We start from the raw sequence: 23,788 nt of genomic DNA, 5'->3' as shown, positions 1-23,788 counted from the left end.
CCCGCCGCAAAGCCGGGCACCCTTCGTTTTGTCCTACTGTCTAGCCCGAAGCCATTTCGGCGAAGAAGTCTTCTGGGCCTTCGACTTCTTTGAGACGCTTGCCTACGATCTGGACGAAGCGGGTGCCGACGCCGCGGATAAAGGCGCGGTCGTGGGAGACCAGCAGACAGGTGGCACCATGCTCGGCGATGTCTGCCTCGAGCTGTTCTTGCCCCGGAATGTCGAGATGGTTGGTCGGCTCGTCCAGCAGATAGAAGTTTGGCTGCTGCAGGCGCAACGCCAATAGGGCGAGACGCGACCGCTGTCCAAGTGAAAGTGTGCGAATGGGCTTGCTTTGCCGCTCCGGCTCAAAGCCTGCGCCGGCGAGGAGGCTGATGCTGCGCCGGTCACCTTCATTGTAGCGCGAGAGGATAAAATCGAGCGGCGTCATATTGAGGGGCAGCCAATCGAGGGCCTGATCAAGATAGCCAGGGACGATCTGCGGACTGAGCCTCGTACCGTCGACGGATGTGTTCTGGAGGGCGGCAGCGACACGGTTGACCAACTGCGACTTGCCGGCGCCGTTGCGGCCCAAAAGGACGACGCGATCCCCCTGGAAGATATGCAGCTTATCGATGGAGAATAACGGCCGACCGTCTGGCGTCTCTATCGCCATGTTTTCAAAAGCCAGCATGACACGGGCCTCTGCACCGCTATTGCCCAGCATAACCTTGCCAGTCTTCTCGCGGTGAACCGAAACGGCCTGGGTCTCGATCTTTTCCGCACGCTCGCGAAGCTGCTTGGATTTGACCGTCAGCAGATCGCTGCCGGAGTTGATGCCGATATTGGTGAGCTTGGCCGCCTGCTTGCGCAGTTGCGCAACTTCCTTAAGATCGCGTTGGCGCTGGTGCTCGGCAGATTGGTCCGCCTCATCAAGGGCAAGGCGCGCATGACTATACGGCAGCGGAAAGAAGTGAGACTGCTCCGGACGAAGGAAAAGCGTTCGATTGGTCGCTGCGTCGAGAAACTGCCGGTCGTGGCTCGCCATGATGACAATCGTCTGGCGCGGCAAGGCCGCAAGCCAGGTTTCGAGCGCAGCGATGCGGCCGAGATCGAGATGGTTGGTGGGTTCGTCGAGAAGCAAGAGGTCCGGCTCGGTGACCCAGCCCCGCGCGATCAGCCCCAGACGCTGCCAGCCTCCGCTGAATTCGCGTAACGGCTTGCTGACCAGATCGAGTGGAAAGCCAAGGGAATCAAGGGCGACATCGGCGCGCCAGCCTTCGGATTCACGATCTGCCGGTGGCAGCGCAGCCTCGACGAAATCGCGCAGCGGCGTGTCGAGCGCGGCCTCGGGAACGTCTTGCGCCACATAGCCGATGGTGAGGCCACGGGAGCGGGAAAGTTCGCCCTCACTGAGTTCGGCCTGACCGATGATGGCTTTGAGGAGTGTGGATTTGCCGCGCCCATTGGCGGCGACGAGACCAACCCGATCGCCATCGCTGAGCGACAAGGTCAGATCGGAAAAGAGGACTTGGTTCGAGCGGAGACTGGCATTGCGGAGGCTGAGATTTGCCATTGGAGAGGTCTTTCTGGGGAGCGCAGCGACAAGGCGCGCGCGAATTCCATCGATAAGGCATCCCGACCGAAGTCAGCATGCCGTGACGGGCAAACCAGAAGGATCAATGACTTTTAGAGAGCGTCCGAACCGTGCTGGTCAGCCCTGCAGCTTGAGCCACAGGGCATGAACGGGGCCACGCTGGCGATGATGATAAAAAGCAGTCATGCATCCCTCCCCGGTTCGATTGGACAGATAAAGACCTAATCCAAGGTCCTCACAAAGGCAAGGCATCAGGTCAGATAGAAAACCAGGCTCGCGAGAAGCATGGCGCCAAAGCGCGGGACGCGAAACTGTGCCAACCGGTACGCAATACTGAAGGATCCGGCTCTCGGCAAAACGCCAGCAGAAGAACCGAAATGGGGCGCTGGATACGCAGTACTGGTCCCATTTCGGGTTCGCATACGGCAACTCCTTACAAAAAACCGTATGCGCCCAGAGTTAGCAGGGCGCGCTTAAGAAAGTGCTTTCAAGATGCAAACGAGGGGTAAACTCAGACACTAAACTTGGCCCGAATTTGAACGCATCGCAGGAGAAAGCCCGGAAGTCCGGGCTTTTTCACATGACGAACAATCAGCGAAGTTGCTGGATATCCCTGATCCGATCGCGGCAATAATCGAACTTGATCAGATAGGTTACGCCATCGCGGCTTGCTTTGACCTGAACAACGCCGCTGTCGGGGACGTTGAGGTAGATCCTCGAATATCCACGGGCGGCGATGGCTTCGCGGATCTGGCGGTCGGTATAGCACAAGGCCATCCGCGGCTTGAAATCCTCGGCCTGATCGCCGAAATGAATCCCGAAGCCAAAGCTCTGCGCCGAGACGGGGGCAGCAAGCAATACGCCCATGAGAGCTGCAGAAAGTATCAAGCGCTTGGCCATGACAGTCACTCCTCATCTCGTGCGGGATCGCATTATGCCAGAACGATGATGAACCCGAGAGAAGTTCCGTGTTCATTTTTCGTTCATGTTGACGTATACACTGAACGCCCTTGGCTGTGGAATTAAACGCGCGCGCCAGACCCGCACGAATCCTTGGGTTAAGATAGATTTTCGACGCCCGATTCGGGCTCAGCGATGGAATGTGCATGTCAGAGCCTATCGATCTCTTTGGCGGTTCCGCAGCCCCTCAGAACACCGTCCCGACCCCTGCTCCGAGCAAAGCGAGCACGCCCAAGGCGTCGCCTGTGGGTGGGGACAGTTATGGCGCGTCCGATATCGAGGTGCTCGAAGGGTTGGAGCCGGTGCGGCGCCGTCCTGGCATGTATATCGGCGGCACCGATGCTAACGCCTATCATCACCTCTTCGCCGAGGTGATAGACAACTCGATGGACGAGGCCATTGCGGGCCACGCGACGCGGATTGAGGTGCATCTCGGGGCCGACGGGTATTTGACCGTTGGCGACAATGGGCGCGGCATTCCGGTCGAGAAGCATCCGAAATTTCCGGGGCGCTCGACGCTCGAGATCGTCCACACGATTTTGCACGCTGGCGGCAAGTTCGACTCGAAGGCCTATGAAACTTCGGGCGGATTGCACGGCGTTGGCGTTTCGGTGGTCAATGCGCTTTCCGACGACATGATCGTCGAGGTGGCTCGTGACCAGCAGCTTCATCGCATCATCTTTTCGCGCGGCAAGGTCGTCGAAGACGTCGTCAATGTCGGCCGGGTACAAAACCGTCGCGGTACGGTGACGCGTTTCCATCCTGATCCCGAGATCTTTGGAGCTGCAGCGCATTTCTCGCCGGGCCGGATTTTCAGGATGACCCGAGCCAAGGCTTATCTCTTCGGTGGCGTCGAACTACGCTGGAGTTGTGACGAGAGCCTTGCCAGCGACGAGGTTCCGGCGAAAGCGGTGTTCCACTATCCCGACGGCTTGAAGGATTTCATGACCGCGCGGATCGAGGGCGAAACGCGCATCGTCGACGATATTTTTGCAGGCAAGACCGGTCGCCCCGGTAGCCATGGATCGGTGGAATGGGCCATTGCCTGGACCATCGAGGATGGCAGCACCTCGTCTTATTGCAACACGGTACCGACACCTGATGGCGGCACGCACGAGGCTGGGCTGCGGCTCGTTCTGCTGCGAGGGCTCAAGAACTATGCGGAGCTGACCAAAAACAAGGCGGCAGCGGCTTTGACGGCAGAAGACGTGCTCGGGCATTGCAATGCCATGCTGTCAGTCTTCGTGCGCGAGCCCGAATTCGTTGGGCAGACCAAGGACAAGCTGGCGTCGCAGGAAGCCACGCGCATCGTTGAAAACGCGCTGCGCGATGCATTCGACCACTGGCTGGGATCATCGCCACAACAGGCGGGCAAGCTTCTCGATTGGGCTATCGAGCGGGCTGAAGAGCGTCTGCGCCGGCGCAAGGAAAAAGAGATCGACCGGGCGAGTGCGACGCGCAAGCTTCGGCTTCCCGGCAAGCTTGCCGACTGTACGCAGAACGCGGCGCAAGGCGCGGAACTCTTCATCGTCGAAGGCGACTCCGCTGGTGGCTCGGCCAAGCAAGCGCGCAGCCGCGCCAATCAGGCTGTGTTGCCGCTCCGCGGCAAGATTCTCAACGTGGCAGGCGCGAGCCGGGAAAAGATGGCCGCGAGCCAACTGATCTCGGACCTGATCCAGGCGCTCGGCTGCGGTACGCGGGATCGCTACACCGAGGATGATCTACGTTATGATAAGATCATCATCATGACCGATGCTGACGTCGATGGCGCCCATATCGCTTCGCTGCTCATCACTTTCTTCTTCCAAGAAATGCCGCGGCTGATTGAGAATGGACACCTCTATCTCGCCCTGCCCCCGCTCTATCGCATCAGCCAGGGCGGCAAGACGCTTTATGCGCGCGACGACGCGCATCGGGCTGAGTTGATGGCAACGGAGTTTACCGGCAAGAGCAAGGTCGAAACGACCCGCTTCAAGGGCCTAGGCGAGATGCCGTTTGCTCATCTTCGCGAGACGACTATGTCACCAAAGACCCGTACATTGCTGCAGGTGAAGGTGCTGGATGACCACGTTGCTACCAAGACGACGGTAGATCGTCTGATGGGGACCAAGCCGGAAGCGCGGTTTGAATTTATTCAGGAAAATGCGGCTTTTGTGACGGATCTGGACGTTTAGGGCCGGTCTCACCGACGGCGCATTGCTTCCCTGCGGTCGTCATTGCCCGGCTTGTCCGGGCAATCCAGTTTGCCGATGTGTGGACCACCGGGACAAGCCCGGTGGTGACTGTGGGGGATGTGTCGTTGTCCCACCATGGGGGAGTATCGACGACGCAAGGCGGTTACCGGTTCAGGATTTTTCCGGTCAGCACATCGATCTGCATGCCATCGAACGCCGGGGTGATGTGTCCGGGCGTCGCAGCTTCGGTCTCGGCGTAGTCGAGATCTATGTGCATGTCGGTAAGGACAGCTTGTTGGGGCCTGAATTTCTCAATTAAATCCAGAGTTTCCGGCAGGCTTAGGTGACTCGGATGGGGCGTTGGGCGCAGGGCGTCGACGATCCATAGATCGAGGTTGGAGACGGCGGCGTCGGACTGTGCGGGGATGCCTGAGAGATCGCAGCTATAGGCGACATTGGCGATGCGGAAGCCGAGGGAATCGATGTCGCCGTGGTTCTGGAGGAAGACCGTGACGTCGATGGTGCCGCCTGGGCCAGTGACGCTAAGTGCTTGGCTGGGCTCAACGGTGTGCGCGTTGAGGATCGGCGGGTAACTGCTTCCCGGGGGCGTGATGAAGCAATAGCCGAAGGCTTCGAAGAGGCGTTCGCGGCATTCAGCGCTGAAGTAGACGTCTACGCGGCGGCGGTTGTGAAGGGCGAGGACGCGGAGGTCGTCGATGCCGTGGGTGTGGTCGGCGTGCTCATGGGTGTAGAGCACGGCGTCGACGCGATCGACCTTGGCGTCGAGAAGCTGTTCGCGGAGGTCTACGCCGGTGTCGATCAGGATTCGTGTAGGTTTTTCAATGTCTTGCGTCCACCCTTCGATGAGAAGAGAGCAGCGGCGACGGCGGTTGCGAGGTTCCCACGGATCGCAAACTCCCCAGTCATTGCCGATGCGCGGCACGCCCCCGGAGGAACCGCAGCCTAAAATGGTCGCGATGATCCGGTCGGGCGCGGGCATTACTTTATGCCGGATTTTGAGAAGAGACGGGCGAAATTAGCGGTCGTTTCGGCGCCGAGCTGTTCGAGTGAGATGCCGCGGAGTTCGGCAACTTTTTCGGCCGTGTGGCGGACAAAGCTCGGCTCATTCGATTGGCCACGATGGGGAATCGGGGCTAGGTAGGGTGAGTCAGTTTCGACGATGTAGCGGTCCCCGGGGACAAGTTTCGCAACATCTTGAATTTCCTGGGCATTCTTAAAGGTGACGATGCCGGAGAAGGAAATGTAACCACCAAGTGCGAGAGACCGCTCTGCGAGATCGCGGCCTGCGGTGAAGCAGTGGAGGACGAAGGGGAAGGCCCCTGCCCGGCTCTCTTCCTCGAGGATATTGGCCATGTCCTCATCCGCGGCGCGACTGTGGATAACCAGTGGAAGACCGGTGATGCGAGCGGCTGCGATATGGCGGCGAAGACCGATGGCTTGGGCCTCGCGCGGGGCGTTGTCGTAGAAGTAGTCGAGGCCGGCTTCGCCGATAGCAATGCAACAGGGATGGGCACTTAGCCGGACAAGATCATCCGTTTGTATATGAAGTTCCTTGTCCGCATTGTGTGGATGCGTGCCGACCGAGAACCAGACGTTCGGGAAACGTTCCGCGATGGCGGCATAGGTGGAAAAGTTATCCACCAGTGTGGATATCGTCACCATTCCGGTAACACCGACGGCGGCAGCGCGCGCCATTACGCCGTCGATGTCAGCAGAGAGCGCCTCGAAGTCGAGATGGCAGTGGCTATCGATGAGCATGCTTATTCGGCCGGTTTTTCGAGGCGCGCGAAGACGCCTTGCGGTACTGGCATGTCAGTATTTGGTACCATTCCGTTAACATTGAGCGCGGCCGAGAGTGTTCTCTGGTCCTCGGGCACTGCCAGCTGGTCCAAAAGGCGCGCTGCCGAAGCCGGAACGAAAGCGAGCATCGGAATGGCGATGCGGCGGACGGTGTCAGCGGTGACGTAGAGGACGGTGGCCATGCGGGCCGGATCGGTCTTTTTCAGCGCCCAGGGTTCCTGGCCGGCGAAATAATTGTTGGCCGACGAAAGGGCCGCGACGAGTGCGCCGGTGGCTTCGTGGACGAGTTGTGCGTCCATGGCCTTTTGGGCAGCGTCGAGCGCTTCGGTGACCTCGGCAATGATGGCATTGTCCGCGTCGGTCAAAGTGCCGAGTGTGGGCACCTTGCCGTCGCAGTTCTTGTTGATCATCGAGAGCGAGCGCTGCGCGAGATTGCCAAGATTATTGGCAAGGTCGGCGTTGACGCGATTGACCAGCTTCTCGTTGGAATAGTCGCCGTCGTTGCCGAAGGAAACTTCGCGCAGGAAGAAGTAGCGGACGGCGTCGGGACCGAAGGTGTCGACGAGCTGGAACGGATCGATGACATTGCCGAGCGACTTGCTCATCTTCTGGCCATCGACGGTCAGGAAGCCATGAGCGAAGACGCGGTGCTGCACCGGGAGGCCAGCACTCATCAGGAAAGCGGGCCAATAGACGGTGTGGAAGCGGATGATGTCCTTACCCACGACATGGAGATCGGCGGGCCAGAATTTCTTGAAGAGTTCGCTCTGCTCGTCGGGGTAGCCGACGCCGGTAATGTAATTGGTCAGGGCATCGACCCAGACATACATGACGTGGCCTTCGCCGCCTGGAACGGGCACGCCCCAATCGAAGGTGGTGCGGGAGACCGAGAGGTCTTGGAGGCCGCCTTTGACGAAGGAGATGATCTCATTGCGACGCTCTTTGGGCGCTATGAAATCGGGGTTGGCTTCGTAGAGGGCAAGCAGCTTTTCTTGATAGGCGGACAGGCGGAAGAAATAGGTTGGCTCTTCGACCCATTCGACTTCGGCGCCAGAGGGGGCAAAGCGCTTGCCGTCCTTTTCCGTCAGCTCGGCTTCGTCGAAATAGGCCTCGTCGCGGACCGAGTACCAGCCCTTATAGGTGGACTGGAAAATGTCGCCGTTCTGGCTCGCTTCCATCTTCTTCCAGATGGCTTGCGAGGCGTCATAGTGGCGCTGTTCGGTGGTGCGGATAAAATCGTCGTTGGAGAGATTCAGTTCGGCGGCGAGTTTGCGGAACTCGGCCGAATTGCGATCAGCCAATTCGCGCGCGGTGATGCCCTCCTTGGCCGCGGTCTGCACCATCTTGATGCCGTGCTCGTCCGTCCCGGTGAGGAAGTACACTTCCCGGCCCTCGAGCCGCTTCCAGCGGGCGATGGCGTCGGTGGCGATCATCTCGTAGGCGTGCCCGATATGCGGCGCACCATTGGGATAGGAGATCGCGGTCGTGACGTAAAAGGGCTTGGCGGTCATTATGGCTCGGCGGGAATGGCAGTCGTGTTGAGGTGCTTCCTGATAGCATCGAAGAGCACGGACAGTGTCTGCTTCATGTCGAGATTGACGCTGTCGGCTTCGCTCAGGAGCGCGTTTGCCTTGTCCCATAGGTCTGTGGCGGAGGCAAGCCGCAACCGCGAACCCGGGCCGAAAGCGGCGTTGCGGGCTTCGTCAGCCAGCCAATCGAGAAGGATTTCGCGGGCAAAGGACATGTCCGGCCCCTGCGGATCGGCACCGAGCGCATCGGCGAGCGCTATCGCGGCACCGGCGGGGAGGCTTCGAGGCGATTGGAGCCAGGCGATGAGAACGCCGACGGACGAGTCAGGCGAAAGCGCTAGGGTTTCAAAGGCGCGCCGGGGTCTACCGCCGGCGAGGCGCAGGGCGCGATCGAGGGTTTCGCCGTCGATATCGGGCAGGCTGCCGGTGACGACGCTGGCCACCTGATCATCGGGCAGCGGGCGCAGCGCGATATTGTGGCAGCGCGATTTGATGGTCGGGAGAAGCTGGCCTGGGCGGTGCGACACGAGGAGGAAGGTCGTGTCGGCGGGTGGCTCTTCGAGGGTTTTGAGGAGCGCATTGGCTGCGGACGGATTGCAATCGTCGATGGAGTCGAGAATGGCGATGCGATGACCGAGGCGACCGCGCGTGTGGTGCAAGGCATCACGGAGTTCGCGGACGTCTTCGACGCGGATGATGGTGTAAAAGCCCTTGGCGTCCTTGGGACGACGACGGAGGACGAAGAGGTTTGGGTGGGACAGCGCCGTGACCTGTTCGGTCACGCGCGCGGCGCTTTCATCGCCGGTCGCCGTCAGGATGGCCGCGGCGAGTTCGAAGGCGAAGGTGGCCTTGCCAATGCCTTGCGGGCCATGGAGCATGATCGCTCCGGGTAAGCGGCGTTCAGCGACCTGCTGCAGGATCGCGGCGCGGGCGACGTCGTGGCCGATGGCCTGATGGCGCTCTTCGGGGAGCGGCAGGCCGGCAAGGGCGGCTGGATCAGTCAAGCCTCGATCCCGGCATGCAATTCCGGAAAGCGCGACTGCACGACTTTCCAGATTTCCTTTTCGAGATTTTCCTCGCCCTGATCGGCTGAGAGCACCACGCATCGATCAGTGTTGTTGCGGGCGATATCGAGGAAGCCATCGCGGAGGCGACGGTGCCAATCGAGCTCTTCCTTTTCGAAGCGGTCGCCGGTCAGGGCCAGGCCGTCTTCGATGGCGCGTTGGGCGACGCGCTTGAAAGCTAGTTCGGGATCCATGTCGAGGACAAGCGTGAGATCGGGCGTGTGACCATCGAGGGCCAGGCTTTCAAGCGCGTCGATCAGCTTGGGATCAACGCCGCCGGTGAGGCCCTGATAGGCGCGGGTGGAATCGGCGAAGCGATCGGAAATGACCCACGTGCCCTTGGCGAGATTGGGCGCGATTAACTGATGGACATGGTCGAGACGAGCGGCAGCGAAAAGCACGGCTTCGCCACCTGCGCCCCAGCTCTCGCTGCGGCCCTGGAGGATATACGAGCGGATCGCTTCGGCCTTGGGCGTGCCGCCGGGCTCACGGGTTCGCACTGCTTCGACCGATGCCGCTGCCAGATTGCTGACCAGCCGTTTGACCTGGGTCGATTTGCCAACCCCTTCCCCACCTTCAAAGGTGATGAAGCGTGCCGGCCTGCGATTTGGCGCTTCGAGCATGGGTTGGGTGATTCCTTGGTCGGATATCTTTTAGGTCAATGCGGGATGGGGGGAAAGGTTTTGGGACTTGGTTGAAATCCCGACCCCACCTAGCCTCCCCCTGGGAGGGGGAGGAATCGGTCGGTGGCTTACGGACAGCGAGACAAACTCGGTAAGTCCCTCCCCCTATCAGGGGGAGGTTAGGTGGGGGCGAACGGCTACCTGCCTGCGGCCGGCTCAAAGCCAACCCAGCGCCAACTGCTTGAGCGCATCGGTGGCGCGGCGAACCAAGTCGCCCTGGGGGACGTCTTCGGCCGCGAAGAGCGGGGCGCTTTGAACGAGTTCCTTGTTGCAGAACACTTGGAGTTCGGCGACCTGCTGGCCGGCGGCGACGGGGGGCATGAGGGGACCGGTATATTTGACCTCGGCCGAGAGGCAATCGCGGGAGCCGCGGGGCAGATAGAGAGCGATTTCGCCCTTGCCGACGAGGCCGACGCTGCCGATTTCGCCACCATAGACATCGGCATAGGCGACGACGCTGCCATCGGGATAGGCGGCGAAGCGCTCGAATGCGCGGGTGCCCCAGGTGAGAAGCTTGCGGCCTTCTTCGGCGCGTTCGCGCATGGAGCCAAGTCCGTGGACGACGGCGACAAGGCGGCGATCGCCCTGGGCTGTCGAGATGACGGCACCATAACCCGCGGCTTGGGTGTGGCCGGTCTTGAGGCCATCGACGCCGATGCCGACTTCGATCAGCGAATTGCGGTTGGCCTGCTTGATGCCATTCCACTCCATCTCGGGTTCGGAGAAGTAATGGTAGAATTCAGGGAATTCGCGAATGAGATAGCGCCCGAGATTGGCGAGATCGCGGGCCGTCGAATATTCCTCCGGGTCCGGCAAGCCCGTTGCATTGGTGAAATGCGAGCCTTCGAGGCCGATCTGGCGGGCCAGTTCGTTCATCATGCCGGCAAAGGTGCCCTCGGTGCCAGCAATGCCCTCGGCGAGCGCGATCGCGGCGTCATTACCCGACTGGATGATCACCGAGCGAATGAGATCTTCGACCGGAATCTGGGAATTGAGATCGGCGAACATGGTGGAGCCGCCGGAGGATGCGCCACCCGTGCGCCAGGCATTTTCGGAAATGAAGAAGGGATCGCTGAGCTTGATGCGGCCGGAGCGAAGCTCGTTGAAGACCACGGCCAGGGTCATGAGCTTGGTCATGCTGGCCGGCTCGAGCCGGGCGTCCGCATCCTTTTGGAAGATCACGGTGCCGGACTCGTAATCCATCAGCACGGCAAAGCGGGCATTGGTCTCAAAGCTCGTTTGACCGAGCGCCGGGAAGACGCCAATCACAGCGATCAGCAGGGCAAGAAGCAGTCTCACGGGCGATACCTTGCGTTGCGGCCGTATCGCCGGACAGAGGCGCTGGACCGACTTTGATTTAATAGAGAATTATATCGCCGAGTCCAAGTTCTCGCGCCAAGTTGAGCGCATCTTCCTTGGTGGCGCCGGGCTTGAGATAGCTCAGAGTGAGGCGCGTGGCAGGATGGCCATTGACCAGCACCTGCTCTTCATCGACCGCGCCGATGACGGCGAAGCGTTCGGACAGCGCTATAGCATTGTTCTGATTGCTGAAAACGCCGAGGCCCATGCGGAAGTGACGTTGGTTGACATCAACGCTGTTGGCCCACTCCTGGAGTGCCGATGGTTCGGTCGCCATGGCGTTCACGGCGGCGAAGGCGGAGCTGATATTGCCGTCAACCGCTTGCGGCGTTGAATCCGAATAGGAGAACAAGCCATTGAAGAAATTGGATGTTATGCCGACGAGGCTGCGGTCGCTGCCGGCACTGGCAACGCGAACATTACCGGTGTCGTAATTGGCGGGGCCGGTATAGGAGGCGACCAGCATGCGGGTGTCGTCGCCTTCGAGTGGCGCCGGGCCGACATATTGGACATCGACGCTGGTCGAGCCATTGTTGACATAGCCGAGCATGGCGGCGGCTCTGTGGGATAGATCGACGATGCGGCCGGGCATGTAGGGGCCACGATCGTTGATGCGGACGACGAGCGAGCGGCCATTATCCTTATTGGTGACGCGCACATAGGACGGCAGCGGCAGCGTCGGATGCGCGCCGGTAATGGCATTGGCGGAGAAAATTTCGCCATTGGCAGTGCGGCGACCGTGGAAATCGGAGCCATACCAAGAGGCTGTGCCGGTGGCCTGATAGAACGGATCTTCCTGCGGCACATAGGTTTTTCCGCGGACGGTGTAGGGTTTGCCGACCTGATAGCGGCCACCGCCGCGCGGCGGATTAGGATTGTTGGTCACGCGGGGCGAAACGGCGACGCCATATTCGCTGGAGGTGAAGGCGCCGCGCTTGACTGTCGCACCGAGGCCCATGCCACCCATACAGGCAGCGAGCGAAGGGGCGAGCAAAGCACAAAGGGCGAGGCCGCGGATAAGGTGGCGCCAAGTGGTCGTCACGGTACTCTTTACTCAACACGCTTGGATCAGGGCGCACGCGATAAACAGCGTACGGACAATTTTCCCTAATTTGTCATTCGGCTGGTTGAGGAGAGGTTAAGGGTGACAATTCGTTAGCTTTGAACGCGGGTAATGTCGGACTTGGTTACTCAAATGATAATTTTGGATTTTCCCGGCCGACGCGCTCAATCCGGCTGGGGCTCTTTCCAATTCGTGCGCTCGGCCCACTCGCGCGCGCCGTCGTGGATGATGTCGAAGACCGGGTCCTTGATGTCGTAATAGGCGTCCTGATCTTCGGGGAAGAAACCGGCAAGGCGTTGCTTGATCAATTCATAGGCGCCGGTCGTGACCGGGTGGGCGCGAAGGTAGTCGCGCATAAGGAGCGGGAACTGCTGATTGAAGGCGCCCCGCTGGCGGATATGGATATGGGCGCGCCGCGGCGTGGTGGCGACGAAGAGAAGTTTGGCCAGATCGTGGGGGGCGAGGTCCATGCCGGGAGGGCAATGATCGGACGTGTGTTCGCTTTGACGGTGGCCGGTGGCGAGGAAGCCGGCGGGGTCGACTTGGGTGAGATCGTCGACGGTGATCTGGATATCGATGATGTCCTTGGCGGCGAGGCCGGGGACGGCGGTGGAGCCGATATGGTGGGCGTAGGCGCCGGGCGGGCTTAGGGCGAGGAGCTGGGGTTTGAGGCGCTGGAAGTCATCGGGCCAGGAGGGATTGGCGGGTTCGATGATGATTTTCATGGGGGTGGCCTCCTCGCTTTTTGAGGAAGTTTGAGGGAGGGCTTGGGGGAGTGCAAGGGGCTGAAAGGGGCGACTTGGCACCCGGATGCCTAAGCATTCACTGGCTGTCATCCCGGCGCAGGCCGGGAGCCATCTCTAGATCTCAGGATGGGCCCCGGCCTGCGCCGGGGTGACGATCGGGGATTGGGGTTCAGCTGTGATTAGGCCGGGAACGGCACAAGGGGGGTGTCGGCGCGGAGGTAGAGGGGGTGTTTGGGGGAGCCGTCGGCGTTGGTGCCGAAGCACCAGAGGGTGATGCCGTCGGCGCGGAGGGTTTCCACCAATTCTCGGCCGGCGGGGGCGAGGGCTTTGTTGAGTTTGCCGTGGCAGAGGACGACGCGCCCTGCCCCGTTGGCGGCCTTGCGGATGGCAGGGAGATTGGCGGGCGAGACGGCGACGGTGTCGGGCGCCAGGAGCGATTTGGGATCGGTGGCGCGGTAATCGCCGACATTGCATTTGACCATGGCAGAAAAACCTTCGCGGCGGGCGAAGGTCCATTCTCTCGCGCAGGTGGGGTCGTCCACCGTGGCATCGGCGGTGGAGGGATTCATGCCGATGAAGAGGATGTAGTTTTCCGGAAACGTTTTGCCGAGCCAGCGGCGCATGAGCTGGCGGTAGCGGCCGTCGGGGCTCAAGACCGCATCGCCAGAAACCCCGGCGCCGAGGCGCAGGCGGACCTTGCCGCCGGGATCATGGGCAGCTTTCCCGCCGAGGTCTAGGCTCGTCTGGCTCATGCGGTCAGGTCGCTCGGGGGGACGAGGCCGTTGATGAGCGAAGCGGTCGTGATGGTGTTGGCGAGGAGGCAGGCGATGGTCATGGGGCCGACGCCGCCAGGAACGGGCGTGATGGCACCAGCGACTTCGACAGCAGAGGCGAAATGGACGTCGCCGACGAGCTTGGTCTTGCCCTCTCCCTTTTCGGGGGCGGGAACCCGATTGATGCCGACATCGATGACCACGGCGCCGGGTTTCAACCAATCGCCTTTGATCATTTCGGGGCGGCCGACGGCTGCGACGACGATATCGGCCTGGCGGACGACATCGGCGAGGTTCTGCGTCTTCGAATGGGCGACGGTGACGGTGCAGTTGTCGCGTAGGAGGAGCTGCATCATCGGTTTGCCGACGAGATTGGAGCGGCCGATGATGACGGCGTTCTTGCCCTCGAGCTTACCGAGGTGATCGCGCAACAGCATGAGCGAGCCGAGCGGGGTGCACGAGACGGGACCGGGAAGACCGATCTGGACCTTGCCTACATTGGCGGGGGTGAAGCTATCGACATCTTTCATGGGGTCGATGGCTTCGATGACCTTGTTAGGGTCGATGTGCTTTGGCACGGGGAGCTGGACGAGGATGCCGTGGACGGCTGGGTCAGCGTTGAGCTGATGGACAAGCGCAAGAAGATCCGCTTCGGAGACGTCTTCTGGCAGTTCGTGCTTATAGGAATTCATCCCGACTTCGGCGGTCTGTTTGGCCTTATTGGACACATAGACCTGGCTCGCCGGATCGTGGCCGACGATGACCACGGCGAGGCCGGGCGTGATGCCGTGTTCGGATTTGAGGCGCTGGACATGGCCAGCGATACGACCGCGCAGATTCTCGGCAAAAAGTTTTCCGTCGATGATTTTTGCGGTCATGCTGGCCTCGTTTTCTTGGGGATTTGGAGGCGCGGGAAGACGCTCCCGCGTTTGCGCTTGGACATAAGGGATGGTGGGGCATCCGTCCATGGTTTTGCGCGGGTTGGGTACCCCCACCTAACCTCCCCCTGGTAGGGGGAGGGACACATCGGGGAGATTAAGAGAGCGGATATAGGGCCGCGTCATTCCCGCGAAAGCGGGAATCCCTCTTTTGGTGCAATGGGATTCCCGCTTTCGCGGGAATGACGCCGAGGACTGGGAGGAATCTGGAGTGGTGGCGCCCTGCCCTCAGAGCTTGATGTCGATGATTTCGAGGTCGTGGTTTGCGAGCGTTGCAATGTCGCCGACGGATTTGCCGAGGAGGACCTGGGCGATTGGGGAGGCGTGGGAGATGGTGCCCGATTTTGGATCGGCTTCGTCTTCGCCGACGATGCGGTAGGTTTCTTCGCGGCCGTCGTCGCGGGTGAAGGTGACCTGGCTGCCGAAGGTGACGGCATCGGTGGTCGTTGGGGCGGCGACCAATTGCGCTGAGCGGACGCGTTCGGTGAAGTAGCGGAAGTCGCGGAGGGGCACGGCGGATTGGCGGCGGCGCTCGTTGATGTCTTCGATCGTGTTGGCCGTTTCGAGGGCAGCGCGGGCGGATTCGAGCTGAGTATGGAGGGCTTCGAGCCCGGTGTCGGTCACGAGATTGAGGCCGGATGGAATCGGGCGATCCGGGAGGACGGATTCGGCGGCGGTTTCGGCACTTTCTTCCTTGGTGAAGGCGACGCTCACGGCGAACTCCGGGTTGGTATCTTTAGGCACGCCCTCGTGGTTCGAGGCTTCGCTTCGCTGCGCACATCACCATGAGGGCTACTGCGAAGCGCGGCGCGGTCCTATGCCATAATTGACAGGTGGTCTAAACGGCTCGTCTGCAAATGAAAAGACCGCCCGGCACGAGTGCCGGACGGCCTTGGGGGACATAGTCCGCCGCGCTGTTGAGGGCTTGGGGGACAAGCGGCTGACCATATCCTGCTCACTGGTGCATGGGTCGTTTGCCTTGCCAGTGAACTGACTGCAAAGATGGTGGCCAAATGCGGCAAGAAAAGTGCAGCTCACCGAAGTGTGAAAGACTGGTTTACTCCCGGCGGTTCCGTTGAGAAGGTGTCGTGCGGTGCTTATATTGACCGGTCAAACAGGCGCGATTCCGAAGCGCCGAGATGAGGATGTGCAATGACGACACTCACCCCGCCCCGACTTGAGACGCAAAGTTTCACCGATCCGGAAGCGGCATGGGCGCGCATTGCCGAAATCTATCATCGTAACTGCGATTTCATCCGCGACCATCTGCATGGACTGGCCAAGGGCGAGGTACCGGCGGGGCGGGTGCGCGCCTGTTATCCGCAGGTGGAAGTGCGCTCGACGAGTTATTCCAAGCACGAAAGCACCCTGCCCTATGGATATCTCCATACGCCGGGCATCTATCGCACGACGGTGACGGCGCCGGACCTGTTCCGGACCTATTTCCAAGAGCAGTTCACGGTGCTTCTCCGCAATCATGGCGGCACTATCGACGTGGGCGAGAGCGAGACGCCGATCCCGCTGCATTTTGCGCTGCCGCCGCATGAACATGTGGATGGCGCAGCGCTCAATGCGTTGGGGATTCCCCTGCGCGATGTGTTCGACGCGCCTGACCTGACCAATACGGACGATGAAATCGCCAATGGCACTTATGTGCCGCCACGGGGCGGGCCCTACCCGCTTTCGGCTTTTACGGCGCCGCGCGTCGACTATTCGCTGTTCCGCCTGGCGCATTATACCGGCACGGCGGCCGAGCATTTCCAGAACTTTGTGATTTTTACCAATTACCAGTTCTATATCGACGAGTTCTGCCGGGTCGCGAAGGCGTGGATGGCGGAAGGCCATGAGCACTATCAACGGTTCATCGAGCCGGGGAATGTGTCGACCGACAATATGCTGACCGGTGGCGAGGTGACGGGCAATGCGCCGCCGCGCATGCCGCAAATGCCGGCCTATCATCTTGTGGGCGATCGTGGGCGTGGGATTACCATGGTCAATATCGGTGTCGGGCCGAGCAACGCCAAGACGATCACTGACCATATCGCGGTGTTGCGGCCGCATGCGTGGATCATGCTCGGGCACTGCGCGGGGCTGCGGAATAGCCAGGAGCTTGGCGACTATGTGCTGGCCCATGCTTATGTGCGCGAGGACCATGTCCTCGACGCCGATCTGCCACTGACTGTGCCAGTGCCGGCGCTGGCGGAAGTGCAGGTGGCACTCGAGCAGGCAGTGGAGGAGATTACCCAAACCGAAGGGATCGAGACCAAGAAGATCATGCGGACGGGGACCGTCGCGACCTTCGACAATCGCAATTGGGAATTGCGGGATCAGGCCGAGATCGTTCGGCAATTGAGCCAATCGCGCGCCGTGGCACTCGATATGGAAAGCGCGACGATCGCGGCGAACGGGTTCCGGTTCAGGGTGCCCTACGGGACGCTGCTCTGCGTATCCGACAAGCCACTCCATGGCGAATTGAAGTTGCCTGGCATGGCCTCGGACTTTTATCGGACGCAGGTGAACAAGCATCTGCAGATCGGGCTCAGGGCTATGGAGATCCTGCGGGATCAGCCAGCGGAGCGGTTGCATTCGCGGAAGCTGAGAAGCTTCGCGGAGACCGCGTTCCAATAACTAGTCAATCACGTTTTTGTTCGGATCCGGAACATAGCGTGGGTTAGTCCGTTGATGGTGCATAACACTTTCGATAGGAGCGAAAGATGCACAAGGACGAAGCTAAAGGCGTTGGCAATCAGATCAAGGGCGCAGTGAAGGAAGCGGCGGGCCGCGTCACTGGTAACGAGCGCCTTGAAGCCGAAGGCAAGGCCGACAAGGCTGCTGGCAAGGTTCAGCAGAAGTCCGGCGAGTTCAAGGATAAGGCGCGGGACGCGCTGAAGCACTAAGGTCCAGAGGACTTTTGAAAAAGGGGTCGCGGCAACGCGGCCCTTTTTTGTTTTGGGGATTACCCCCTCCTAGCCTCCCCCTGCGCACCGAGGTCTCCAGCCAACTCGCCGGGGTTCCCTCGGGCTTGACCCGAGGGTCGCTCGTCAAGGACCAGACGCTTGTGGCTCTCGAACTGGCCCTCGGGTCAAGCCCGAGGGAAGCACAGTGGGTGGGGAGGTTCGAATGCAAAAAGGCTCGGTGTTTCCACCGAGCCTTCCAGTAAGTAAGGGCCGATCAACGGCCCTTGACGACGGAGTAGCCGGCGTATTTGGCGGAGGTGCCGAGCTGTTCTTCGATGCGGATGAGTTGGTTGTACTTGGCCATGCGATCGGAGCGGCTGAGGGAGCCGGTCTTGATCTGACCGCAGTTGAGCGCGACAGCGAGGTCGGCAATGGTCGAGTCTTCGGTTTCGCCCGAGCGGTGCGACATGACCGAGGTGTAGCTGGCGCGGTGGGCGGTTTCGACGGCGTCGAGGGTTTCGGACAGCGAGCCGATCTGGTTGACCTTGACGAGGATCGAATTGGCGACGCCCATCTTGATGCCCGAGACAAGACGCTGGGTGTTGGTGACGAAGAGATCGTCGCCGACGAGCTGAACCTTCTTGCCGATGGCGTCGGTCAGGGCCTTCCAGCCATCCCAATCGTCCTCGGCCATGCCGTCTTCGATGGTGATGATCGGATAGCGAGCAGCGAGATCGGCGAGGAAAGCGACGTTTTCTTCGGAGGAAAGCGACTTGCCTTCGCCCTTCATCTCGTACTTGCCGTTCTTGTAGTATTCGGTGGCGGCGCAATCGAGGCCGAGGAAGACGTCCTCGCCGGGCTTGTAACCGGCCTTTTCGATCGAGCGCATGATGAAGCCGAGGGCTTCATCGGCCGAGCCGAGGTTTGGCGCGAAGCCACCTTCGTCGCCGACATTGGTGTTGTGGCCGTCGGCGGAGAGGTTCTTCTTCAGCGTGTGGAAGATTTCCGAACCGATGCGGACGGCGTCGGCGATCGAGGTCGCGCCGGCGGGCAGGATCATGAATTCCTGCATGTCGATCGGGTTGTCGGCATGCTCGCCGCCATTGATGATGTTCATCATCGGCACTGGGAGAACATGGGCATTCGGGCCGCCGATGTAACGGTACAGCGGCAGTTCGCTCGATTCAGCGGCGGCCTTGGCGACGGCGAGCGAAACGCCAAGAATGGCGTTGGCACCGAGCTTGCCCTTGTTGGCGGTGCCGTCGAGATCGATCATGGCCTGGTCGATGGCCAGCTGATCGAGCGCATCCATGCCCTGGATTTCGCTGAAGATGATGTCGTTGACGTTTTCGACGGCCTGGGTGACGCCCTTGCCATTGTAGAGCTTGCCGCCATCGCGGAGCTCAACGGCTTCGTGCGCGCCGGTCGAAGCGCCCGAGGGCACGGCGGCGCGGCCGAAGCTGCCGTCATCCAGAACCACATCGACTTCAACGGTGGGATTGCCGCGGCTATCGTAAACCTGGCGACCCTGGACATGGATGATGGATGACATGGAAATTCCCTTCGGGGCAGTTTTCTCGGTGTGGAGCCTGTCTAGACGCGCCTTGTGACAGAGAAAAGAGGGGCGCGCAAAAATACTGACGGGTTAGGCTTTGATCTTGCCATTGGCGACCAGCCAGTCGAGCGCGTCTTCGACGCCGGCGAGGGAGGAAAAACGCGGGGCGTAGCCGAGGAGGCGCTTGCCCTTTTCGATAGAGCAATTGGGGCTGCGGGCGATGTGTTCCCAGGTGGCGGCGGCGTTTTGTTCGGACTGGCGGGATTTCCAATCGTCCCAGGGAGCGAAGGCGAGGTTCGGTTCGTGGCCGAAATAGCGATAGATGGCGCTCGCGTAGTGGCGGAGGGTGACGGCGCCGGGGGAAACGGCGTGGAAGGCTTCGCCCACTGAGGCGCCCCAATTGGTCATGGCTAGGATCAGCAGCGCGGCGATGTCGTCGGCGTGAATGTGATGGACGGTTTCCATGCCGAAGTTCGGCAATTCGAGCGTGTCGCCGCGCGCGATGGTCTCGAAAACGGCGATATCGCCATTGCCGGCGGGATTGAGCGGCGCCCAGCCCTGCCCCACGATATGGCCGGGATGGATGATGGTGGCGGGGAAATTTTCGCGCCGGGCGAGGTCGAGCAGATAGGCTTCGATGGCGGCTTTCTGGATGCCGTAATCGCCGAAGGGACGCTTGGTGACGTCCTCGGGGGTTGGGACGACCTCGGACAGGCCATGGGTCCATATGGTGCCGATGTGGAGGAAATGCTGGACCGTGCCCTTGAGGGCCTCGACGAGCTGGCGGGCGCTATCGAGGGTAAAGCAGATATTGTCGATGACCACATCGCCCTGAAGATTGGCGATGGTCGAGCCAAAACTGCCCTGGCGCTCGAGGGCGTCGCGATCGAGCGTGATGCTTTCGACCTGGGACCAGGCAGCGTCGGGCAGATAGGGCTTTGAGGTGCCGCGCGTGACGGCGACGACTTCATGGCCCAAACGCACGAGGCGCGGGACGAGATAGGTTCCGATATGGCCAGTGGCCCCGATGACGACGACGCGTGCCATGATTGAAAATCCTCCCGCGGCTGGTTTGGACCGCGGCTTCGTCCTAGCATGTATGGAAGGGCTATACAGCCCACCGATTCCGGGAGAGAGAATTGACCAAACCACTCGTCAAGCAAATGGCGCATACCTGCATTTTTGCGCGCGACCTCGACGCCGTCGAGACGTTTTATCGCGACGTGATCGGCATCGCGCCGAAGTTCGATTTCAAACGGGGCGAGGAGCGGATCGGGTTCTATCTCGATTTCGGCAATCGGACATTTGTCGAGGTTTTCCTCAAAGGCGAGTCGCGGTTTGAGGAGAGCAATCAGATCAACCACATCTGCTTCGAAACGGACGATCTCGACGGGTTTATCGCCAATGCGAAGGCGCATGGGGTGGCGATTACGGACAAGAAGCTCGGGGTCGACCACACCTGGCAGAGTTGGCTAGCGGATCCGAGCGGGGTGAAACTCGAGATTTTTGAATATACGCCGGAGAGCATGCAGTTTGGGGCGGATGGGGTGGTTTGCCAGGTGGATTGGTAACAATCCACTGACGCGATCGGCTTCCAAGATTGTCGTCACCACCGGCTTGTCCGGTGGTCCACGCGGAGGCGAGATGGATTGCCGGGACAAGCCCGGCAATGACGGCGGGGGAGCTATGGTGAGCCTCGGATCGTGCAGCGGTTCAGATGGAGACTAGGCCGTCACACCACGTCGCTCTTTTCCAAATCAAAACCCTCGTCGATCCAGCCGGTGATGCCGCCCGCCATGATTTTTACGGGGCGGTCGAGGTTCGCGAGGCGGAGGGCGCCGCGGGCGGCGCCGTTGCAGTGGGGGCCGGCGCAGTAGGTGATGAAAAGGGTTCCGGCGGGATAGGCCTCCATCTTTGTGCGGGTGATCTTGCCGTGGGGCAGATTGATGGCTCCGGGGATGTGGCCTGCGGCGAACATCGTGGGGCTGCGGACGTCGAGGAGGACGAAGTCGGGACCGTTGGTTAGGGCGTCATGGACGTCCCAGCAGTCGGTTTCGAAGGCGAACTGGGCAGCGAAATGCTCGCGGGCGAGGATGCTCGGTGCGGCGGGGGTGGCGGCGACGGAAGTGGGCATGGTTTTTCTCCTATGCCCTCTTGATAGAAGCGCCCTGCCCGGCTGAATATTGGCGCGAATGACAATATGCGTCGATATCATGCCAAACTTGACCGGTCCCCTCGTCGTCGCCCTGATCTACGATGGGCTTTGCACTTTTGAATTCGGCATTGTCGCCGAGGTTTTCGGGCTGTCCCGGCCGGAAATGGGGACAGGATGGTATCGGTTTGCGTCAGCGGCGGTCGATGCGGGACCGATGCGGGCGCATGGCGGGATGACCGTTGTGGCCGACCATGGGCCGGAGATCCTGGCCGAGGCTGACGTGATCGTGGTGCCAGGGTGGCGGGGTGCGGATGCGCCGGTGCCGGAGGCGCTGATCGAGCAATTGCGGGCGGCGTATGGGCGCGGAGCGAGGCTGGCGTCGATCTGTTCGGGTGCGTTTGTCTTGGCGGCGACAGGGCTACTGGATGGCGGCAAGGCGACGACGCATTGGCGGTATGCCGACAAGCTCAGGGAGCGGCATCCCGCCATCAGCGTCGATGATGCGTCGCTCTATCGGATCCATGATCGCATTCACACCTCGGCAGGCAGTGCGGCAGGAATCGACCTGCTGATCGAGATGGTCCGACAGGATTTTGGGGCGGCGGCCGCCAATTCGGTGGCGCGGCGACTGGTGATGCTGGCGCATCGGGCGGGTGGACAGGCGCAGTTCCTCGAGCGGCCAGTGGGCGTGCGCGAGGGCACGGAGATCGGGCCGCTGCTGGAGGAGGTCCGGAAGAGCCTTGCGGCGGACTGGACCGTGGCGCGGATGGCAGACGCCATGGGGATGAGCGTGCGGACGTTTTTGCGGCGATTTAGCGAGGCGACGGGGCAATCGCCGGGGGATTGGATTGCCGATGAACGGGTGAGCGAGGCGAAGCGCCTGCTGACGCGGGGCGAACCGAAAATGGAGGATGTGGCGCTGACGGTGGGCTTTGGAAGTGCCCATGCGCTGCGGCATCATTTCAGGCGGAAGGTGGGGGTTAGTCCGAGTGAGTATCGGGCAAGGTTTTTGGAGGTGTCGGGGTAGCATAGTCTAGCAACCGGCCGTCACCACCGGGCTTGCCCGGTGGTCCATGCGGAGGAGAGATGGATTGCCGGGACAAGCCCGGCAATGACGATGGAGTGGGGTGCGGAGTACCTCTTACTCCGAGGTCTGGCGGATGAAGCCGAAGGCGACGAGGGTGATCACGGCGGCGAGGATCATGTAGTAGCCGACGGTGTGGAGGCCATAGGTGGTCGCGAGGTAGGAGGCGATGTAGGGCGCAAAGCTGGCGCCGAAAATGCCGCCGAGGTTGAAGGTGAGCGAGGCGCCGGTATAGCGAACGGCGGTTGGGAATGGCGCGGCGAGAGCAGTGCCGAGGGGGCCGTAGGTCATGCCCATCAGCGCAAAGCCGATGCAGAGGAAGCCGAGGACGCCATAGACATTGCCCGAGCCGAGGAGCGGGGCGAGGATCAGGCCGAATACGGCGATGCCGATGGAAACGCCGATCATGACCGGGCGCATGCCGAAGCGATCGGCGAGCACCGCGGACAGTGGGATGAACGCGCCGAAGAACAGGACGCCCACCATCTGCAGGATGAGGAATTCTTCGCGGCTATATTTTAGCGTGCCTGTGCCGTAGCTCAGCGAAAACACCGTCATGATATAAAACAGCACGAAGGTGGCGAGGGCTGCCATGGTGCCGAGGGCAAGGCTGACCTTGTGCGAACTGATGACATCGAAGAACGGGACTTCGACGCGCTCGGACTTTTCGACGGCTTTTGCGAATTCGGGCGTCTCGGTGATTTTGAGGCGAATGAAGAGGCCGAAAATGACCAGCACGGCGCTGGCGAGGAACGGCACGCGCCAGCCCCAGGCCATGAAGGCGTCATCGCCAAGGAAATGGGCAAGGACGAGGAAAATGGTTGTGGCGAAGAAGAAGCCGACCGGAGCGCCCAATTGCGGGAACATGCCATACCAGGCGCGCTTGCCTTCGGGGGCATTTTCAGTGGCGAGGAGGACTGCGCCGCCCCATTCGCCGCCGAGACCAAGCCCCTGCCCCAAGCGGCACAGCGCCAGGAGCAGCGGCGCCAAAATGCCGATCTGGCCATAAGTGGGCAGAACGCCGATCAAAACCGTCGAAATACCCATGGTGAGGAGCGCGGCGACGAGCGTTGCCTTGCGGCCGACCTTATCCCCGAAATGGCCGAAGAAGGCGGCGCCGATCGGGCGGGCGAGGAAGGCAATGGCGAAGGTCGCGAGCGAGGAGAGGAGCGCCGAATTGGCATCGCCCGAGGGGAAGAAAAGCTGCGGGAACACGATCACCGCGGCTGTCGCATAGATATAGAAATCGAAAAATTCGATCGTGGTGCCGATCATGCTCGCGGCGAGGACGCGGCGGGCGGAATTCCGCGGCTGTGCAGCCGGGGATGTTTGCATATCTATGGTCATGGCAATCCGGAGTGTTCTTTGATCTGGTTTTAAGCCAGCGCGCCTCCATCCCGCAACGGCCGCG

22 protein-coding genes are annotated in these 23,788 nt (G+C 61.1%); 5 read left to right on the top strand and 17 right to left on the bottom strand.

What is annotated here, in order from left to right; translation table 11 throughout:
* Positions 1-40 precede the first annotated feature (40 nt).
* Together ASE94_RS16875 and ASE94_RS16870 are read right to left on the bottom strand one after the other, a co-directional pair.
* Positions 41-1,555, bottom strand: coding sequence for an ABC-F family ATP-binding cassette domain-containing protein (locus tag ASE94_RS16875; protein WP_062631318.1), 1,515 nt, complete (start codon positions 1,553-1,555; stop codon positions 41-43).
* Positions 1,556-2,167: 612 nt separating this feature from the next.
* Complete coding sequence (locus tag ASE94_RS16870) at positions 2,168-2,476, bottom strand: hypothetical protein (protein WP_156352181.1); 309 nt, start codon at positions 2,474-2,476, stop codon at positions 2,168-2,170.
* Between the two features lie 206 nt (positions 2,477-2,682).
* On the opposite strand from ASE94_RS16870, the gene parE reads away from it, so the two are divergent.
* Positions 2,683-4,710, top strand: a complete 2,028-nt coding sequence (gene parE / locus ASE94_RS16865; RefSeq protein ID WP_062631316.1) for a DNA topoisomerase IV subunit B — start codon at positions 2,683-2,685, stop codon at positions 4,708-4,710.
* Between the two features lie 163 nt (positions 4,711-4,873).
* On the opposite strand, the gene ASE94_RS16860 is transcribed toward parE, so the two are convergent.
* The 11 genes from ASE94_RS16860 to greA all read right to left on the bottom strand — a co-directional run bounded on the left by ASE94_RS16860 (position 4,874) and on the right by greA (position 15,400).
* Entirely contained in the window at positions 4,874-5,710 is an 837-nt protein-coding gene (locus ASE94_RS16860) for an MBL fold metallo-hydrolase (protein WP_062631315.1), read from the bottom strand.
* A complete protein-coding gene (locus tag ASE94_RS16855) occupies positions 5,710-6,489 on the bottom strand; it encodes a TatD family hydrolase (RefSeq protein WP_062631314.1) in 780 nt (259 codons plus the stop codon). The genes ASE94_RS16860 and ASE94_RS16855 overlap by 1 nt, the downstream gene beginning before the upstream one ends.
* Positions 6,490-6,491: 2 nt before the next feature.
* Positions 6,492-8,042, bottom strand: coding sequence for a methionine--tRNA ligase (metG, locus tag ASE94_RS16850; protein WP_062631313.1), 1,551 nt, complete (start codon positions 8,040-8,042; stop codon positions 6,492-6,494).
* Positions 8,042-9,064, bottom strand: a complete 1,023-nt coding sequence (locus tag ASE94_RS16845) for an AAA family ATPase (protein ID WP_062631312.1) — start codon at positions 9,062-9,064, stop codon at positions 8,042-8,044. The genes metG and ASE94_RS16845 overlap by 1 nt, the downstream gene beginning before the upstream one ends.
* On the bottom strand, positions 9,061-9,747 hold the full coding sequence (tmk, locus tag ASE94_RS16840) for a dTMP kinase (RefSeq protein WP_062631311.1): 687 nt from the start codon (positions 9,745-9,747) through the stop codon (positions 9,061-9,063). The genes ASE94_RS16845 and tmk overlap by 4 nt, the downstream gene beginning before the upstream one ends.
* A gap of 216 nt (positions 9,748-9,963) precedes the next feature.
* Positions 9,964-11,106 carry a D-alanyl-D-alanine carboxypeptidase family protein gene (locus ASE94_RS16835; RefSeq protein WP_244484092.1) on the bottom strand — a complete coding sequence of 381 codons (1,143 nt, stop codon included), beginning with the start codon at positions 11,104-11,106 and terminating at the stop codon, positions 9,964-9,966.
* Positions 11,107-11,164: 58 nt separating this feature from the next.
* Positions 11,165-12,208: a septal ring lytic transglycosylase RlpA family protein gene (locus ASE94_RS21595; RefSeq protein WP_280137178.1), complete on the bottom strand. Its 1,044-nt coding sequence runs from the start codon at positions 12,206-12,208 to the stop codon at positions 11,165-11,167.
* Positions 12,209-12,393: 185 nt separating this feature from the next.
* Positions 12,394-12,954: a GrpB family protein gene (locus ASE94_RS16825; RefSeq protein WP_062631309.1), complete on the bottom strand. Its 561-nt coding sequence runs from the start codon at positions 12,952-12,954 to the stop codon at positions 12,394-12,396.
* 200 nt (positions 12,955-13,154) lie between these two features.
* Positions 13,155-13,727, bottom strand: coding sequence for a DUF1643 domain-containing protein (locus ASE94_RS16820; RefSeq protein ID WP_062631308.1), 573 nt, complete (start codon positions 13,725-13,727; stop codon positions 13,155-13,157).
* Positions 13,724-14,626, bottom strand: coding sequence for a bifunctional methylenetetrahydrofolate dehydrogenase/methenyltetrahydrofolate cyclohydrolase FolD (gene folD, locus ASE94_RS16815; protein WP_062631307.1), 903 nt, complete (start codon positions 14,624-14,626; stop codon positions 13,724-13,726). The genes ASE94_RS16820 and folD overlap by 4 nt, the downstream gene beginning before the upstream one ends.
* 288 nt (positions 14,627-14,914) lie before the next feature.
* Positions 14,915-15,400: a transcription elongation factor GreA gene (greA, locus tag ASE94_RS16810; RefSeq protein ID WP_062631306.1), complete on the bottom strand. Its 486-nt coding sequence runs from the start codon at positions 15,398-15,400 to the stop codon at positions 14,915-14,917.
* A 438-nt stretch (positions 15,401-15,838) separates the two neighbouring features.
* Here greA and ASE94_RS16805 point away from each other — a divergent pair, with 438 nt between their 5' ends.
* Both ASE94_RS16805 and ASE94_RS16800 read left to right on the top strand, forming a co-directional pair.
* Positions 15,839-17,314, top strand: a complete 1,476-nt coding sequence (locus ASE94_RS16805) for an AMP nucleosidase (protein WP_062631305.1) — start codon at positions 15,839-15,841, stop codon at positions 17,312-17,314.
* Positions 17,315-17,400: 86 nt separating this feature from the next.
* Complete coding sequence (locus ASE94_RS16800) at positions 17,401-17,583, top strand: CsbD family protein (RefSeq protein ID WP_061906747.1); 183 nt, start codon at positions 17,401-17,403, stop codon at positions 17,581-17,583.
* Between the two features lie 274 nt (positions 17,584-17,857).
* Here the strand turns inward: ASE94_RS16800 and eno are convergent, their stop codons facing one another.
* Entirely contained in the window at positions 17,858-19,135 is a 1,278-nt protein-coding gene (eno, locus tag ASE94_RS16795) for a phosphopyruvate hydratase (protein WP_062631304.1), read from the bottom strand.
* Positions 19,136-19,228: 93 nt separating this feature from the next.
* Complete coding sequence (locus ASE94_RS16790) at positions 19,229-20,185, bottom strand: NAD-dependent epimerase/dehydratase family protein (RefSeq protein ID WP_062631303.1); 957 nt, start codon at positions 20,183-20,185, stop codon at positions 19,229-19,231.
* Positions 20,186-20,277: 92 nt separating this feature from the next.
* Between ASE94_RS16790 and ASE94_RS16785 the strand changes: the two genes are divergently transcribed.
* Positions 20,278-20,709 (top strand): VOC family protein, encoded by a 432-nt coding sequence (locus ASE94_RS16785; RefSeq protein WP_244484090.1) that lies wholly within the window; start codon positions 20,278-20,280, stop codon positions 20,707-20,709.
* A 161-nt stretch (positions 20,710-20,870) separates the two neighbouring features.
* Here ASE94_RS16785 and ASE94_RS16780 read toward each other — a convergent pair whose 3' ends face one another.
* A complete protein-coding gene (locus tag ASE94_RS16780) occupies positions 20,871-21,272 on the bottom strand; it encodes a rhodanese-like domain-containing protein (protein ID WP_062631301.1) in 402 nt (133 codons plus the stop codon).
* A gap of 79 nt (positions 21,273-21,351) precedes the next feature.
* Here ASE94_RS16780 and ftrA point away from each other — a divergent pair, with 79 nt between their 5' ends.
* Positions 21,352-22,320, top strand: coding sequence for a transcriptional regulator FtrA (gene ftrA, locus ASE94_RS16775; protein ID WP_082461281.1), 969 nt, complete (start codon positions 21,352-21,354; stop codon positions 22,318-22,320).
* 114 nt (positions 22,321-22,434) lie between these two features.
* On the opposite strand, the gene ASE94_RS16770 is transcribed toward ftrA, so the two are convergent.
* On the bottom strand, positions 22,435-23,724 hold the full coding sequence (locus tag ASE94_RS16770; protein ID WP_062631299.1) for an MFS transporter: 1,290 nt from the start codon (positions 23,722-23,724) through the stop codon (positions 22,435-22,437).
* Positions 23,725-23,788 lie beyond the last annotated feature (64 nt).

Origin of the sequence: Devosia sp. Leaf64 (assembly GCF_001421945.1) — a bacterium.
Lineage (GTDB): Bacteria > Pseudomonadota > Alphaproteobacteria > Rhizobiales > Devosiaceae > Devosia.
This window is presented reverse-complemented; position numbering and strand designations above follow the sequence as displayed.

Coding starts and splice junctions, on each gene's coding strand:
- ASE94_RS16780 (WP_062631301.1), bottom strand. CDS start 21,272: ATGCCCACTTCCGTCGCCGCCACCCCCGCCGCACCGAGCATCCTCGCC.
- tmk (WP_062631311.1), bottom strand. CDS start 9,747: ATGCTCGAAGCGCCAAATCGCAGGCCGGCACGCTTCATCACCTTTGAA.
- ASE94_RS16770 (WP_062631299.1), bottom strand. CDS start 23,724: ATGACCATAGATATGCAAACATCCCCGGCTGCACAGCCGCGGAATTCC.
- parE (WP_062631316.1), top strand. CDS start 2,683: ATGTCAGAGCCTATCGATCTCTTTGGCGGTTCCGCAGCCCCTCAGAAC.
- ASE94_RS16820 (WP_062631308.1), bottom strand. CDS start 13,727: ATGAGCCAGACGAGCCTAGACCTCGGCGGGAAAGCTGCCCATGATCCC.
- ASE94_RS16870 (WP_156352181.1), bottom strand. CDS start 2,476: ATGGCCAAGCGCTTGATACTTTCTGCAGCTCTCATGGGCGTATTGCTT.
- ASE94_RS16855 (WP_062631314.1), bottom strand. CDS start 6,489: ATGCTCATCGATAGCCACTGCCATCTCGACTTCGAGGCGCTCTCTGCT.
- eno (WP_062631304.1), bottom strand. CDS start 19,135: ATGTCATCCATCATCCATGTCCAGGGTCGCCAGGTTTACGATAGCCGC.
- ASE94_RS16875 (WP_062631318.1), bottom strand. CDS start 1,555: ATGGCAAATCTCAGCCTCCGCAATGCCAGTCTCCGCTCGAACCAAGTC.
- folD (WP_062631307.1), bottom strand. CDS start 14,626: ATGACCGCAAAAATCATCGACGGAAAACTTTTTGCCGAGAATCTGCGC.
- ASE94_RS16800 (WP_061906747.1), top strand. CDS start 17,401: ATGCACAAGGACGAAGCTAAAGGCGTTGGCAATCAGATCAAGGGCGCA.
- metG (WP_062631313.1), bottom strand. CDS start 8,042: ATGACCGCCAAGCCCTTTTACGTCACGACCGCGATCTCCTATCCCAAT.
- ASE94_RS16860 (WP_062631315.1), bottom strand. CDS start 5,710: ATGCCCGCGCCCGACCGGATCATCGCGACCATTTTAGGCTGCGGTTCC.
- ASE94_RS16825 (WP_062631309.1), bottom strand. CDS start 12,954: ATGAAAATCATCATCGAACCCGCCAATCCCTCCTGGCCCGATGACTTC.
- ASE94_RS16805 (WP_062631305.1), top strand. CDS start 15,839: ATGACGACACTCACCCCGCCCCGACTTGAGACGCAAAGTTTCACCGAT.
- ASE94_RS16790 (WP_062631303.1), bottom strand. CDS start 20,185: ATGGCACGCGTCGTCGTCATCGGGGCCACTGGCCATATCGGAACCTAT.
- ftrA (WP_082461281.1), top strand. CDS start 21,352: ATGCCAAACTTGACCGGTCCCCTCGTCGTCGCCCTGATCTACGATGGG.